Source organism: Shewanella electrodiphila (assembly GCF_023283985.1).
In the GTDB taxonomy this organism is placed as follows: domain Bacteria; phylum Pseudomonadota; class Gammaproteobacteria; order Enterobacterales; family Shewanellaceae; genus Shewanella; species Shewanella electrodiphila.
The window spans coordinates 116,680-130,780 of the sequence record NZ_JAKIKU010000002.1; the positions used below are offsets into that span (position 1 = coordinate 116,680).

Genomic DNA, 14,101 nt, shown 5'->3' on the forward strand with positions numbered 1-14,101 from the left:
AAATAAAAGAGACGACTATGAATAATAAAATCAGTGCAGTCGCTAAAGCAGTTACCCTTCTTTTAGCAACAGCATCTACAGCCGCGCATGCAGATTTGGTTATTACCGAATATGTTGAAGGTGGTGGTAGTAATAAAGCCATTGAAATTTCAAATCTAGGCGATAGTAATATTGATCTAGACGCCGCTCAATATGCGATAACGCTATACTCGAACGGTTCAACTGATGCAGGTAATTCATCAGTATTAACTGGAACTTTAGCCCCAGGCAGCAGCATTGTTTATCATAATGGCAGTGCTGATGATGCCTTTAAAGTAGGGATTGAATCAACAGTCACTTACTTTAATGGTGATGACGCTTTACTGCTGACTAAAGACGGTGTTGTCATTGATCGTTTTGGTAAGCTTGGTGAAGATCCAGGCTCTGAATGGACCGATCCTAATGATGCTAATTTCTCTACTAAGGATAAAACCTTAAGACGTAAAGATAGTATTACTACTGGTGACACTAACGCAACTGCAGACTTCCCTGGAACTGATAACCAGTGGGTTGTGTTTGATAAAGACACAAGCGACGGTTTAGGTTGTCCTGGCGAAGGTGCTTGTACTGCTGAACCTGGCGTATTAATTATCACTGAATATGTTGAAGGTGGCGGAAGTAACAAAGCGGTAGAACTTTCGAATGTGGGTGGCAGTAGCATAGATTTAGATGCTTCCGTTTACACATTGAGTTTATATGGCAACGGCAGTACCGATGCTGGCAATACTGAAACTTTAACGGGCATTTTAGCTGCTGGCGAGAGCATTGTGTTCCATAACAGCAGTGCAGACGATGTTTTTAAAGTCGGTACAGAATCAACAGTCACTTACTTTAACGGTGACGATGCACTAGTCCTTTATAAAGACGATGTGGTTATCGATCGCTTAGGTAAGTTGGGTGAAGATCCTGGTTCAGAATGGACAGATCCAAACGACCCAGATTTTTCGACTAAAGACAAAACTCTTCGTCGTAAAAATAGCATTACAGCTGGTGACACAGATGCTACTGCTGCATTCCCTGGTGACAATAATCAATGGGTGACCTTTGATAAAGACACTGCCGATGGACTAGGTTGTATGGGTGAAAGCGCATGTGGTAGCACACCTGTAGATCCTGAGCCAGAGCCAGAAGGTCCTTGTTCTGGGTGTGATGAGTTAACCCCTGTCGCAGATCCTGCTACCTTTGATGCCAATGTTTACTACACCAACGTACTTAGCGGCAGTTTTGATGATGCTGAAGCAATGAAAAACGCGATTTCTGTCGCTATTACTGCAGGTCATCAACAATTAACTTACGCGCAAGTTTGGACAGCGTTGACATACTCAGATGAAGATCCATCTAATAGTAGTAATGTGATTGAGCTTTACACGGGTTTATCTGTGTCTAAGCAAAATAACGGTGGCAATACCAGTGACTGGAACCGTGAACACGTTTGGGCTAAAAGCCATGGCTTCCCAAGTGAGTCTCAGTTAGGTTACACAGATGCTCACCATTTACGTCCAACTAACGTAAAAGTAAATTCTACTCGTAGCAACTATGACTTTAACGAGTGTAGTGATACAGGTACTGAAGTTGCTGATGCTCCTGGTAACTATCTTGATGCAAGTGCTCGTTGTTTTGAGCCAAGAGATGCAATCAAAGGTGATGTGGCGCGGATGATCATGTACATGGATACACGTTACCAAGGTAACGACAGTAACATGCCTGATTTGATTGCTGTTGATCGTATTACTACTGCTGATGAAGTCTCAAACAATGATCCACTGCATGGCAAGCTGTGTACACTTTATGACTGGCACCAACAGGATCCTGTTGACGCAAAAGACATAACGCGTAACGACGCGATTTACCAATATCAAGGAAACCGTAATCCATATATTGATTACCCTGAGTGGGTACAAGAAGTGTATGGGGATCAGTGTGGCGATCCAATAAACCCAAGTTTAGATGTTGATGTCGTGATTGATGCGCCAGAGCAAGTGAATGAAACTGAAACGCTGGTTCTTGATGCATCGGCAACAGTGGCTGAAGATGGTTCAGACTTAACCTTTAGCTGGGAACAAACAGCAGGCCCAGAACTAACATTTGACGGTTCTGCAGCCATTTTGTCTGTGACTGCACCAGAAGTTAGTGTAGACACACAAATCGCGTTTACCTTAACTGTCAGTGATGGCATGTTAGAAACGACGCAAGTTGTAGCTGTTACTGTTGTCAATGTGCCTTTGTCATTTGATATTAGCTTTAGTGGCAACACTGAACTCAATGAAGGCGATAGCACTGTTATTACAGCTGCAATTGCTGATGAACCTGCAGGTCTAGAGTATAGCTGGAAACAAGTATCAGGTGCTGATGCTGAATATAGTGCTGATGGCTTGGTATTGAGTGTGACAGCGCCAGAAGTAACAGTTGATCAGGCTTTGGTGTTTGAGCTTGTCGTGACTGATGGTGGCGAGCAATTTACTACCTCTGTAAGTGTTAACGTTAATAATACACTAGATGAAGGCTGGACTAAGCCTGAAGGCGCGGGCAGTTTAGGTGCAGGTTTATTAATGCTACTTCCTCTGTTATGGCGTCGTCGCCAATCTTAATTCATTATTGAGGGTGTATAGCCCTAACGATAATTGAATGGTTAAAAGCCAGTTGTGCAATGATTTGTACAACTGGCTTTTTTGTATAAATGAGTTAAGGGCTACAGTTTTAGCTTGTTGCTCTTTTTCGTTTGCAATGTATTATTTTACCATCTGTGAGCTTCCGTAAACGTGATTGTCTAATAAGACATACAAGGATAAAGACATGAAAACTATGACTTGCAAACAACTTGGTGGCGCTTGTGAACACGAGTTTCACGCTGCAACTTTTGAAGAGATGAAAGCCCTAAGTAAACAGCATGGGATGCTGATCTTTCAACAGCAAGAACCAGAACATATGAAGGTGATGGCTGAAATGTCGCACTTAATGCAAGATCCAGCAGCAATGAAAGCCTTTATGGAAGAGAAACAAAGGCTATTTGACTCAATAACAGAAGATTAGTAATCAGAATTGAAATAAGAATGGAAACTAGATGAGCCATACTGAACAGGACGTTAATGGACAATGAACCTTGTACTACTAAGTAATACAGCTTCCTTAGAAGCGATGAATGCACTGACATTTTTTATTGGTAACTTATCAAAGGATTTGTTGTCGTTACCGGTGATTTATATTGCGTCTCAGCCAGATTCTAAGCGAGTGTATTTTACTCCTATTAAGACTATGTATCAGCAACTAGGTTTTAAGCAGGTTGACTATATCGAGCTCGAGGATGGTTTTCAGGCCAATGCGTCAACACTATTAGAAAAAGCAGGTTTAATTCATCTATCTGGTGGTGATACATATCGTTTTTTAAATGGGTTAAAGCAACGCGGTATTGATAAGCAATTAAGGTGTCTTGCTGAAGAAGGTACAGTGATAGTTGGAGTGAGTGCAGGGGCAATGATAATGACGCCGAGCATTGATTCAGCAATACTGTGTGGCGATCAAAATACAGTCGGTTTAACTGATACTAGAGGCTTACATTTAGTGTCATTTTTAATGGTTCCTCATGTGAGTGACCCCATTAGTAATCTGTCAGAAATAGAGACATTTAAGTTGCAAAGCGACAATGAGTTATTGCTTTGTAAAGACACCGATGCTGTGGTTATTAATGGAAATAAGCAACAAACGTTCGGTACACCCATTTGGCTAAAATAAGTTTTTATTATCATCAAAACTTTAAATTAATAAAGGGCTTAAATGAGTCAATTTAAGCCCCGTGCTTACTACAAGGTGCAATGCTAGCTAGAACTTTGGCTTATATTCAAAAGCAGCTTGGGCTTTGCTGTCAGTAAAGACTTCAATGACCTGCTTTTTATTGAACATACCGTTAACCATATTATTCGGGAAAGCTTGAATACAGTTATTAAAATTAGCCACGTTTTGGTTAAAGATACGAACTGCAGCACCGACATTTTCTTCTTGTTCTGTAATCTCACTCATGAACTTTGAGAAAGACTCTGATGCTTTAAGTTCTGGATAGGCTTCAACCGCGACATTAATACCTTTAATCAGCTCCTGTGAGGCTTTATCAACATCACTTTGTAACTTAGTGTCGATGTTATTGTCTTGGAGTGCGTTTATCCCTTTACGTAGTGCAGTAATCTTCGGCAGTAACTCCATTTCATAGTCTTTATGCTCTTGTAACACTCTATCTAATTCTGGAATAATTCTGCTACGTTGCCTTTCTTGAGTTAATACGTCAGCCCAACCACGCTGAACGGCATTGTGCTCTTTAACAATGGCATTATAAATACTGAAAATAATGATTGCGCCAAGGATAATTACCGCTAAGAAAATATAAGACATGTCCATGATTTTTCCTCTATGAAGCTTAAGTTGTGTGCTTAATAAGTTGATTAACGAAGCCAAAGATACTGTTCACTGTGAACAGTGATGTGTCATTTAGCAACTCTTGTTTGAATTTCTCAGGTGTTGTGATGTCATATTCCATTTCGGGATTAAGTAAATTAGTGTTGTGCTGATTAATCAATAAACTGCCATCATGTGCAAATTCGATAGTTACATTTTTGAGTTTACGGCTAAGTTGCTCACAAGCAATCACGACAACAGGTTCAAGAAATTTTGCCGCGTCAAACTGAGAATCTGCTTGCACGCGAAAGGACTTTTCAAACTCTCTAGAAGCTGGCATAAAGCTTTGTTGCCATTGTTTGGATAATCTTGATTCACTTAACACTAAATGAGTGGTCTTATTAATTGGGGGAAATATTACACCTTGACGATAGTAATGGTCATAGACAGTTCTGGTGCGAGTGCGCGTACCGCCTTTACCATCTGATTCAGTATAGGTCTCAGTTCTTCTGTCGACATAATGATGATAAACCACACTGGCGCGGATTAGTCCAATATCTGAGTGAAAGTCAATTTCTTTGCCCCACTCAACATCTTGCGAGTGATTTCCTCGGTTAAAGTCGACAAATTTATTTTCTGCATTATTGAGAAAAGCAGCGTCGCAACTACGCATATTATACAGATGCTTAAGGGTTTCATCTCTTATGAGTGTGGAGACTTTTTTAAGTTTCGTACGGCGCGAAAGGTATATTGCTATCGCTGATATTAGACCGACAATGCAAATAATAAAAATGCCAAAATCAAGTTCAGAATAGCGATAATAGCTTCCCTGTTGCTCAAGATAAAACCAATAAACAACGGCTGATAAAAAGGCGATTAACCCAGCGATAAGTATGTTGCTATTCTTATAAGATAATTGATTTGGGTAAGCGATAGCACTATCTAGTGCCTCTTTGACGACATCAATAGATTGAGAATGAATCACTTGGGATTTAAGCTGCTTCAAAAAAGCGCTTAATGCCTTATTGTTCGCGGGTTTCTCACTAGACTCGTTGTTAACATCTGCGACAGGCTCTGATGACATTGTACGTCCTTGTTTAAATTGACAGGGTTATATTACAAGGCAAATTTATAGTGTAAAGTGCTGTTTTATATAAATTTGATAAATGAGTCAATAAATTGAAACAGATTGATACTGATATTTAGTGATGTCGTTAATTATTTTTAAAAGGGAGCTTTATGGCTAAGTTACACCGTTTTGATCATATCCATATTTACGTTGAAGATAGAGCAAAAGCGTTAACTTGGTACCAAGAGGTAATGGGCTTTGAACCTGTAGCACCTTTATCTTTTTGGGCGGTAGATAATGGCCCTTTAGTCATTGCCCATGATGATTTACATCTGGCGCTATTTGAATCAAGTGCTGCTAAACGCACTACCGTCGCCTTTGGTGTCGATGCCAATAATTTCAGCCTTTGGCAACAAAAGTTAAGCGATAATGAGGTTCAATTTAATGTAAGCGATCATCAAATTACCTGGTCGATTTACTTTAGCGATCCCGATGGAAATCCTTATGAGATTACCAGCTTTGATTATGATGATATTGCTAAGGCTAACTGATAATGACACCAGCGATTAATCTAGCGAAAAAGAACCAGGTACTCCATCAAGTGCTGTCATATCACCACGACCCAGCTGTGGCATCATATGGAAATGAAGCACTTGACAAGTTAAAGCTGCCAGCAGAGAAAGTATTTAAAACCCTTGTTGTTCAGCTAGACACCAAAGAGTTAGTCGTGGCTGTTGTACCGGTACTTGGAATGCTTAACTTGAAGTTTCTTGCTAAAACCTTAGGGGTTAAAAAAGTGCTGATGGCTGACAAAGTACTTGTTGAGAAAACCACGGGTTATGTATTAGGTGGAGTCAGTCCATTAGCGCAAAAGAAACGCCTCAGGACAGTGATTGATCAATCTGCTGAACACCAAGCACAAATCTTTGTGAGTGCAGGAAAAAGAGGACTAGAAATCGGCTTATCTGCGCAAGACTTATTAGTGTTAACCCAGGGTGTTTTTGCGTCGATTGCTGAGGTAAGGTAAGCGCTTGCCCGTTAATGAATAACTCATTAGCTATTAACGATCGTGTTTAAGCGTTCATGTTTAATTCTTGTTGAGTATCATAAGCGAAATTAATCACTATCAGATTATTGTCCCATATGTTATTAAGTCTATAAGTGAACTTTGTTTAACATCTTGCTGCTTAGTTTGATTAATGAGTTGATTAAGCTGAACTAAGCCATTGTCATTACAGTATGCATTCCTCAGGAAATAAATATGAATTTAGATAAGTCTAAAAAAAGAATCGCTAAGAAAGTCAAAGCTGGCTTTAAAGGCTACCCACTGATCAATATTATCTATCAGGGAAAAACAGCTGATATTGCCGAAGAGGTTGTGGTTGAGTTTATATTTGAGGAAGGTGCTGAAGCGCAGCAGGAAAAATTTAAAAGCACTGCTGATGCAAGGCAAGATGAAGTGATTCAAACGGCATTGATTAAAATTATTGATAGAGCTGATGCGAGCACAGTGACTGAGTCAGACGACGTGATAGTGGTTAATTGATTGCTAGTTAGCTAAGTATCAGCTTTAGACATCAAAAAAGGCTTATCGCAAGATAAGCCTTTTTGTTTAATCTATACATCAGTTTGACTTTCAAACACAGATTTCTGCACGAGTACGATTACTACAACGTATTAAAACGCCATTGAAGAGACTATTAAGAAGCCAATTTTTAAGAGGCCAATTCTTAAGAAGCAATGTAATGAGTGCGTCTTCTACGACGTCTCATACGACCTTCTTTTTCTTCTTCAGTTTCCTCTGCTGTTCCATCATTTGCTGAATCCGCAGATTGGTCAGTTTTAGCTGTCGTTTTTTCTTCTGTACTCGCCGCCAGTTGATCTACATCATCCGGCGTTTCGGACTTTTTTTCATTTCTCTTAGTGTCCCCCTTGAAGACAGACTTAATGATACTTGTTACACCGCCAGTAGTTCCGGCTGTATCATCAGCTTTGTCTTCAGAGATATCTTCAGAAAATTCAATTTTATCAATTTTCGGTTTAGGTTTTTTAGGGGCGACTGCCACAGGGTCAAGGCTTTTAGTCGCACTAACCGTTTTAGCAGCAGTTAACTCTGCAACTGCGTTGTCTTCTTCAGCAGATTTAAGCATGCTTTCTGCAAGTGCTTTTTGGATCTGGTTGCTGATTTCAGACACGTTGTCTGGCGATATGCTGCCATTGTCTGCTTTAGCAGGCGAAGGAGCAGCCACTGGTGCAACCGTTGGTGCACTTATAGTATTAGTGTTCTCAGCGTTTTGTTTTGCAACGCGTTGATTGAAGTCAGTAGAGACTTCATTCACTTCCGTTTTGGCAATCGATAGCGCTGAAATCAACTCATCAAATGAGCCTTTGAAAGTGTTGTATTTACTCTCAAAAGGATCAATGTTTGATTTAACTTCATCAGTTAAATTGATGGTTAATTTTTTGTATGTATTGATTTCTTGTTCGAATTCAACCAGAACACCTTTGGTAGACAGTACGCTTTCTTCCATGCTAGCGACTTTTACTTGTAGTGCCTTTTCTTTGGCTGCAAATTCTTCAATCAATGCTTGAGGAATCAATGCTGGTGGAACCATTGCAGGCACAATGTGGGCAAATTCTTTAATGCAACTTACCGGCTTCCACTGTGTAAAAGAAGGATGCCAACCGTAACAGTCACCATCTTTCAATAAGAATTCTTTTGCTTCAACTTCGTTTAACGGCCCTGTTACTTGACCATTTTTGGAAAAATACCATTTTTTCATAGTCGTATTCTTTTTATTTAGTTAACAACAATTGTCATATGCTACTCAGATTATTAAGTATTTAAGTCGGGTAAAACTTAACTTAACCTACACCTGAAAGTGTTTTCTGAAGGGCAGCATATTGTTCATTAACGCTACGAAGCGTCGCTTCTACTTTTTCGTTCAATTCTTTGGTCGTGACTTTGTAACGGCTCGAATCTCGTCCAATATCTGACATTGAAGAATTAATCGTTTTTAGTGTGTTATCAATTCGACCTAAAGCAGAATTGAGTTCACGTTCTTTTGCAGTAAAACGTTCAATCAGCTGCTGTGGGATCTCCGCAGGAGGCGGTGGCGGAGACACAATGATGTCAAATTCTTCTACATGACTCACTGGTACCCATTGTGCGTAAGACGGGTGCCAAGCATAGACATCAGGATTTGATGCGATAAATTTATTGGAATCAGCTAAGCCCAAAGGTCCACTGATTTCACCATTATTTGAGAAATACCACTCTTTCATAGTCCACTCTTATCCTTAATAGTGTAGTAAGCTAATGTTTTTATGAATACAATCAACAGCTTTTGGTGATTTCAAAAATACAACGAAGGAAAACGTCAGCTCGCAGGGTTATTGTTTATAAAACCGCATATCATACGAACTGGTTACATTAACTTATATTGATTAACATATCTACTTAGAAATAGTTAATTTTACAAGTTTTTGCACTCAGATAGGGCAGCCATTTTTTTGACTATTTAAATGGCTGTTTGAAACGGTTGTTTTATTCGAAGTTAGCGTTTACTTCGAATGTCATTGGCTGATTGGAGTGTGGGTGGTTAAGTGATAAAAACTGGGCGTGTAAATGTAAGCGCTTTTCTGTTTTACCATACAAATCATCACCTAAAATTGGCATATGTAATCCGTTATGATGCGCACAATGAACTCTTAATTGATGGGTTCGCCCTGTTTTTGGGTAAAGGTGTACCAAACTAGTATCGTTTTCGATAGCGACTTTCTGCCAAAATGTTTCAGCATGCTTACCGTGTTCATAGCATACCAGCTGCTTTGGCCTATCATCTAAGTCCACCCTAAGAGGTAAGCTGATAGTGCCACTTTCTTCTGTTAACACACCGTCAATTTTTGCAATATAACGTTTAGTCACCGTTCGGTTAATAAACTGCTGAACTAAATGTTTATTCGCTTCTTTAGACAGTGCGATAACCATTAATCCTGAAGTCGACATATCGAGGCGATGCACGATCAAAGGCCCAGTCGCTTGTGGAAACCTTTGTTTCATTCGGCTAAAAACAGAGTCGCTGATGTTTTTTCCTGGCACTGATAAAAACTCTGCTGGTTTATTGACGACGGCGATGTAGTCATCTTGATAAACAATTGGCAGCTCAACCCCTTCGGCTGGATTCGTCAGTAAGGGGTTTTCATCTACGTTCATACCATCAAGCATATGACCCAATATAGGACGGCACTTACCGTGACATGAAGGGTAATAGTTTTGGTGTTGTTTGATCTCTGATTTTGGCGATATTCCCCACCAAAATTCAGCCATTACAATAGGAGTTAATTGGTGCTTAAATGCATACTGGAGTAACTTAGGGGCCGCGCATTCACCCGCAGCAGCAGGCGGTTGATGATTCGGTGCGTCTTGGAAAATATCACTTAAGTCGCGACACTCACCTTTGATATTTAAGAATTGATATTGAGCAAATAATTTTTGCTGCAGTGCATTTGAAACTTGTTTGCGTTGCAGCTTCAATGCATCAATTTGATTGGTTAATTCATTGAGTCGTTGTTGAGCTTGAGCAATGTTAGTATCGGATTCTCGTTTTAATGCATTTAGCTGATGCTTATCGTTAACGCTTTGCCTACTCATCTCAATGGATAATACGGTTTGCTCAGAACCAGTTAGGCCAATTAAGTTGTTACGTTTTGCTTTACGCGCTTTTCGGTTCTCAATCATCAACTCGCGATGTTGAGCTATTTGTTGTTCGGCTGCTAATTTTACGCTGGTATAAGTTTGCTCAAACTCGGTTAATTGAGGATTTGATTCTAGCGCTTTTAGTTTATGGCTTATTTGGTTTATTTCTTCATACTCACGCTTAAAGAAGCTATCACTACTTAGCATGTCGAACACTGGCGGAACAAAATGGGGCAAGATATTTTGTTCGGCAATTTTCCCTGAAAAACCAGCTAAAAAACCTATTTTACCTTGGTTGTTTTTAACGACCAATACACCAAACATTTTACCAACAGGCTTTAGTTTTGTCTTTTGTCGCTGTTGAGGCGAATCTGTTTTATCTTCAAGACCAAAGTTATGTACCCAGTCTGTTTGCTGAGTAAGGTGGCGCTGTAATTGCTCTGCAGCCATGACAGCAAGAGGGTGAGGCTGATAATAAAACGGGAAAGTAAATTTGTCTGGTAAAGGAATATCAGCAATCGATTCATTGAACTGATTAAAAAGGGGATCGAATTGTGACATGAAGGAAAGCCTTAACCGTTTTACTGTTGATTAGCTAATCTAAGTAGCAAGAGTAGGGATATAACATTATGGATAAAGCCATTGTTAATCATTAACACGAACACAGATGGCTTTGTAAGCCTTTTAACCGCTCGATTATGGCAAATTATCTTGTTAATTATTACGCTGCATAAGTTTACCTTGATTGATGTCAAAAGGCATTAGTCGCGGCTTAAGAAAAGATCTTTCAAGCGCAGGTTTGTTATGGCGTTAGTGCTGTTAACTAGAATAGATGTTGGATTAAAGACACGTTAGCAAGAGGCGTTAGCTAGAGACGTTAGCAAGACACCCTAGCAAGAGACGTTAGCGAGAGACGTTAGCGAGAGACGTAAGCAAGAGGCGTTTAGCTAAAGAGAAGCTAGAGCAAAGCCGTGGGGTCACGGCTTTATTCTATTGATATAAATCAGGTGTTATTTAGGGCGGTAAAGTACACAAATTTTGTTACCTGCGGGATCGCGTAAGTAACCTAGAAATAGTGGCCCCATTGGTGATTCTCGATAACCTGGCAATTCTTCACAGGTGACGCCACCATTAGCAAGCCCTGCAGCATGCCATGCAAGTGCTTGTTCTTCATTCGCAGCCGAGAAACCAACTGTGGTGCCATTACCATGGCTTGAGCTTTCACCATTGATAGGCTTAGTTAACGCAAAGACACCTGTTTCAGTGACATAAAAGCAACGCCCTTTCGGATCAATCATACCTGGTGCGTGACCTAATGCAGCTAAAGTGGCATCGTAAAACGCCTTTGATGTGTCGATGTCGTTGGCGCCAATCATAACGTGACTGAACATAGTTAACTCTCCGTGTATTTTATCAATTTGGATTTTAGGAAATCCAGAGGGGTTATTTATTTTTTATACATTGTTTATATTACTGTATTTGTTGTAAACGCTGTCTTAGTGCTGTTCTGCGTGTTGCTCAAGCAGTGAAATAGTATGACTGAGGAGTTGTTTATCTCCTATTTTTCCATGGCCAGGAAGCACTCTGTCGGTGTCTGTAAATTGTGTTTGTAATTGCTTAATTGAGAATGGCCAAGCGTCTAAGTCAGCTTCACCGTAATACCCTAAGCTTTTACTGCCAAGGCTTTTGACTAAGCAGCCACCATAAAGCAATTTGGATTGAGGAAACCAGACTACCAAGTTATCAATCGTGTGACCCGCACCGACAAAATAGACTTCGGCTTTAGACTCTACAAAGTCGAATTGACCTGCTTTAAAGCTATTTGTGGTGGTAGGTTTGCCTGCTTGTTTAAGGAGTTTATTCGTATGTTCAGATGCATAGGTTGTCACGCCGATTCGGTTTAAGTAATCCACCCCCGCAGTGCGATCTTCATGTGAGTGCGTTGATACGCTGGCCGCTAAAGTGAAGCCTTGATTTTCAATCCAACTGACTAGTTTGATCGTATCAGCCTCACTCCATGGGGTATCGATTAAATAGGCTTTGTTATCATCAATTAAAATGAGTCCGTTAGAGCCGACAAATCCGTATTGCTGGGTTTGCATAAAGGATTCGTGGACAAACAATGTGTCTGATAAAGGAGTAATGCTTAACTCGCCTTTAACTTGCAAGGAAGGCTTTTCTGCTTCTTTCTCTGCCTCTGCCTTTGGGTTTGCTTTGGCTGACATTGACAACAATGTCGTGGTTAAACAAGCGCTGAAGCAAAGTGAAATAAGTAACCAGTTAATAGATTTGCGAGTGGTTCGGTTGAACATAAAAATACTCAAATGATGAAAGGTCGTGTTTAATACTGCCATAATTTACGCAGATTAGAATATCTTGTCGGTATTAAACCTTGTTAATTTGCCATTAAGACTTAACTCAAAAGCCGCACTTGTTTGCTGCAATTGTTAGCTTCACTCGTTTGCTGCACTTGTCAGTTGCATTCGGTCACCTGTTCATTGATGTTTTAAAAACAGCTTTTGAACGTTAACTTTTGCTTTTATGCGTGAGGCTAGTAAGTATATTCCGGCTAATTTCCGATGAACAAAAATTGCATCAGTAGGTGGCGTATGCCATTCATCTGGCTTGGTACTCATTGATTTAGCAGCATCAGTGACGCGTTTTGCAAGGTTACTGGTTTCAAAGTCATACTCTCCGTCGCATCGCAATGGTTCACAGGCTTGGTGGAAAATATCAACGATCAGTTGTTGCTGCTCTATGGTGATGTTTTTTTGAAAGAAACCGATGTCTGAGGCCGCTTGTGTCATTAACGCTTTGTCACTGGTCATCGCCCCTTGCATGAGTTTTCGGTAACCTGCAGACAGGTCATCTGATATTGAACGAGTGGCACCAAAGTCCAGTAATACAATCTTGTCACTTTGGCTTTGGTACATAAAATTGGCAAAGTTAGGATCTGTTTGTACTAGCTTGAACTCGAATAGCTCGTCTAGAAATAGTGCCAATAATTGGGTGGCGACATTGTCCCTAATGCTTTGCTCAAGCTTAGCGACATTTTCAATGGCTTCACCTTCGATAAACTCCATGACTAAAATACTGTCCGTGCTTAATGACTGGTAGATTTTAGGTACAATAAATTGTTCATTACCCGCAACCCATTGCTGGTATTGCGTTAAAAGGCGAGCTTCGTATTCATAGTCGGCTTCATGATGCAGTTGAGCTTTTGCTTCTGCGAGTAATTTATCAAATTGCACATGATCTGGAATCAACTGGGCGACTTTTAGTAAGGTAGCAACGTTATCAATATCGCTATCAATGCTGTCTTTAATGCCTGGATACTGGATTTTAACCGCTAGCTTTTCCCCTGAATCTAAATAAGCAAGATGCACTTGACCAATTGATGCTGCGGCAAAAGGGCGCAGTTCAAATTGGGCAAATGGCGATAACCAATCATTTCCCCATTGTTGCTTGAGTATTTCGACCAATTGTTTATGAGGCATGGCTTTAGCATCATCACGCAGCCTTGCCATGATTTCACTTAATTCTGCGGGTAATAAGTCCCCAGTGTCCATTGAAATCATTTGGCCGACTTTCATCGCAGCGCCGCGAAGTTGGGCGAGCTTTTCTGCTACTTGAGAAATATTTTTAGGCGTAAGAACCAGTTCTTGAAGTTTAGGTGATTGGCCTTTACTGAGCTGCTTTGCCCCTTCCAGCAATACATTTCCAGCTAAACGTGAGGCAAGACCACCCATTTTACTCAGTCTGGAAAAACGACTACTTGGAACTTTGGCTACTTCTTTACTCATAGTGACAACTCATTTTGAAGGAAAGTGAGGTACTGCTGAAGACTCATTCTTCATTCATCTGCTTCAATAATACGGCTTATTAACAATACGTGGTTAACTGGATTTAGA

At 40.3% G+C, this 14,101-nt stretch carries 14 protein-coding genes; 6 read left to right on the top strand and 8 right to left on the bottom strand.

Features of this window, described 5'->3' with window-relative positions:
* The first annotated feature begins 17 nt into the window (after positions 1–17).
* The 3 genes from L2737_RS04060 (at position 18) to L2737_RS04070 (ending at position 3,768) form a co-directional block, all read left to right on the top strand.
* A complete protein-coding gene (locus tag L2737_RS04060) occupies positions 18–2,627 on the top strand; it encodes an endonuclease (protein WP_248954881.1) in 2,610 nt (869 codons plus the stop codon).
* Positions 2,628–2,832: 205 nt separating this feature from the next.
* The gene (locus L2737_RS04065; protein ID WP_248954882.1) at positions 2,833–3,069 is read left to right on the top strand and encodes a hypothetical protein; all 237 of its coding nucleotides are present in this window, start codon (positions 2,833–2,835) and stop codon (positions 3,067–3,069) included.
* A gap of 63 nt (positions 3,070–3,132) precedes the next feature.
* Entirely contained in the window at positions 3,133–3,768 is a 636-nt protein-coding gene (locus L2737_RS04070; RefSeq protein ID WP_248954883.1) for a Type 1 glutamine amidotransferase-like domain-containing protein, read from the top strand.
* A gap of 87 nt (positions 3,769–3,855) precedes the next feature.
* Here L2737_RS04070 and L2737_RS04075 read toward each other — a convergent pair whose 3' ends face one another.
* Together L2737_RS04075 and L2737_RS04080 are read right to left on the bottom strand one after the other, a co-directional pair.
* Positions 3,856–4,425, bottom strand: coding sequence for a LemA family protein (locus tag L2737_RS04075; protein WP_102526125.1), 570 nt, complete (start codon positions 4,423–4,425; stop codon positions 3,856–3,858).
* A 19-nt stretch (positions 4,426–4,444) separates the two neighbouring features.
* Positions 4,445–5,506 (bottom strand): hypothetical protein, encoded by a 1,062-nt coding sequence (locus L2737_RS04080; protein WP_248954884.1) that lies wholly within the window; start codon positions 5,504–5,506, stop codon positions 4,445–4,447.
* 155 nt (positions 5,507–5,661) lie between these two features.
* On the opposite strand from L2737_RS04080, the gene L2737_RS04085 reads away from it, so the two are divergent.
* From L2737_RS04085 to L2737_RS04095, 3 genes are all read left to right on the top strand, one after another.
* Positions 5,662–6,042 carry a VOC family protein gene (locus L2737_RS04085; protein ID WP_102526127.1) on the top strand — a complete coding sequence of 127 codons (381 nt, stop codon included), beginning with the start codon at positions 5,662–5,664 and terminating at the stop codon, positions 6,040–6,042.
* A 2-nt stretch (positions 6,043–6,044) separates the two neighbouring features.
* A complete protein-coding gene (gene ybaK / locus L2737_RS04090) occupies positions 6,045–6,518 on the top strand; it encodes a Cys-tRNA(Pro) deacylase (protein WP_248954885.1) in 474 nt (157 codons plus the stop codon).
* A gap of 234 nt (positions 6,519–6,752) precedes the next feature.
* On the top strand, positions 6,753–7,037 hold the full coding sequence (locus L2737_RS04095; RefSeq protein WP_248954886.1) for a hypothetical protein: 285 nt from the start codon (positions 6,753–6,755) through the stop codon (positions 7,035–7,037).
* Positions 7,038–7,221: 184 nt separating this feature from the next.
* Here L2737_RS04095 and L2737_RS04100 read toward each other — a convergent pair whose 3' ends face one another.
* The 6 genes from L2737_RS04100 to L2737_RS04125 form a co-directional block, all read right to left on the bottom strand.
* Entirely contained in the window at positions 7,222–8,274 is a 1,053-nt protein-coding gene (locus L2737_RS04100) for a DUF4339 domain-containing protein (protein WP_229369352.1), read from the bottom strand.
* A gap of 82 nt (positions 8,275–8,356) precedes the next feature.
* Positions 8,357–8,776, bottom strand: coding sequence for a GYF domain-containing protein (locus tag L2737_RS04105; protein ID WP_102526131.1), 420 nt, complete (start codon positions 8,774–8,776; stop codon positions 8,357–8,359).
* Positions 8,777–9,038: 262 nt separating this feature from the next.
* Entirely contained in the window at positions 9,039–10,751 is a 1,713-nt protein-coding gene (locus L2737_RS04110; protein ID WP_248954887.1) for an RluA family pseudouridine synthase, read from the bottom strand.
* Between the two features lie 449 nt (positions 10,752–11,200).
* Positions 11,201–11,581: a VOC family protein gene (locus L2737_RS04115; protein ID WP_248954888.1), complete on the bottom strand. Its 381-nt coding sequence runs from the start codon at positions 11,579–11,581 to the stop codon at positions 11,201–11,203.
* Positions 11,582–11,686: 105 nt separating this feature from the next.
* Entirely contained in the window at positions 11,687–12,502 is an 816-nt protein-coding gene (gene bla, locus L2737_RS04120; protein ID WP_248954890.1) for a subclass B1 metallo-beta-lactamase, read from the bottom strand.
* Positions 12,503–12,685: 183 nt separating this feature from the next.
* Positions 12,686–13,993: an ABC1 kinase family protein gene (locus tag L2737_RS04125; protein ID WP_248954891.1), complete on the bottom strand. Its 1,308-nt coding sequence runs from the start codon at positions 13,991–13,993 to the stop codon at positions 12,686–12,688.
* Between the last annotated feature and the right edge of the window lie 108 nt (positions 13,994–14,101).

What these genes read in the sequence shown, in the direction of transcription:
- L2737_RS04105 (WP_102526131.1), bottom strand. Translation starts at nt 8,776, where the DNA reads ATGAAAGAGTGGTATTTCTCAAATAATGGTGAAATCAGTGGACCTTTG.
- L2737_RS04070 (WP_248954883.1), top strand. Translation starts at nt 3,133, where the DNA reads ATGAACCTTGTACTACTAAGTAATACAGCTTCCTTAGAAGCGATGAAT.
- L2737_RS04115 (WP_248954888.1), bottom strand. Translation starts at nt 11,581, where the DNA reads ATGTTCAGTCACGTTATGATTGGCGCCAACGACATCGACACATCAAAG.
- L2737_RS04100 (WP_229369352.1), bottom strand. Translation starts at nt 8,274, where the DNA reads ATGAAAAAATGGTATTTTTCCAAAAATGGTCAAGTAACAGGGCCGTTA.
- L2737_RS04095 (WP_248954886.1), top strand. Translation starts at nt 6,753, where the DNA reads ATGAATTTAGATAAGTCTAAAAAAAGAATCGCTAAGAAAGTCAAAGCT.
- L2737_RS04085 (WP_102526127.1), top strand. Translation starts at nt 5,662, where the DNA reads ATGGCTAAGTTACACCGTTTTGATCATATCCATATTTACGTTGAAGAT.
- bla (WP_248954890.1), bottom strand. Translation starts at nt 12,502, where the DNA reads ATGTTCAACCGAACCACTCGCAAATCTATTAACTGGTTACTTATTTCA.
- L2737_RS04125 (WP_248954891.1), bottom strand. Translation starts at nt 13,993, where the DNA reads ATGAGTAAAGAAGTAGCCAAAGTTCCAAGTAGTCGTTTTTCCAGACTG.
- L2737_RS04110 (WP_248954887.1), bottom strand. Translation starts at nt 10,751, where the DNA reads ATGTCACAATTCGATCCCCTTTTTAATCAGTTCAATGAATCGATTGCT.
- L2737_RS04060 (WP_248954881.1), top strand. Translation starts at nt 18, where the DNA reads ATGAATAATAAAATCAGTGCAGTCGCTAAAGCAGTTACCCTTCTTTTA.
- L2737_RS04080 (WP_248954884.1), bottom strand. Translation starts at nt 5,506, where the DNA reads ATGTCATCAGAGCCTGTCGCAGATGTTAACAACGAGTCTAGTGAGAAA.
- ybaK (WP_248954885.1), top strand. Translation starts at nt 6,045, where the DNA reads ATGACACCAGCGATTAATCTAGCGAAAAAGAACCAGGTACTCCATCAA.
- L2737_RS04065 (WP_248954882.1), top strand. Translation starts at nt 2,833, where the DNA reads ATGAAAACTATGACTTGCAAACAACTTGGTGGCGCTTGTGAACACGAG.
- L2737_RS04075 (WP_102526125.1), bottom strand. Translation starts at nt 4,425, where the DNA reads ATGGACATGTCTTATATTTTCTTAGCGGTAATTATCCTTGGCGCAATC.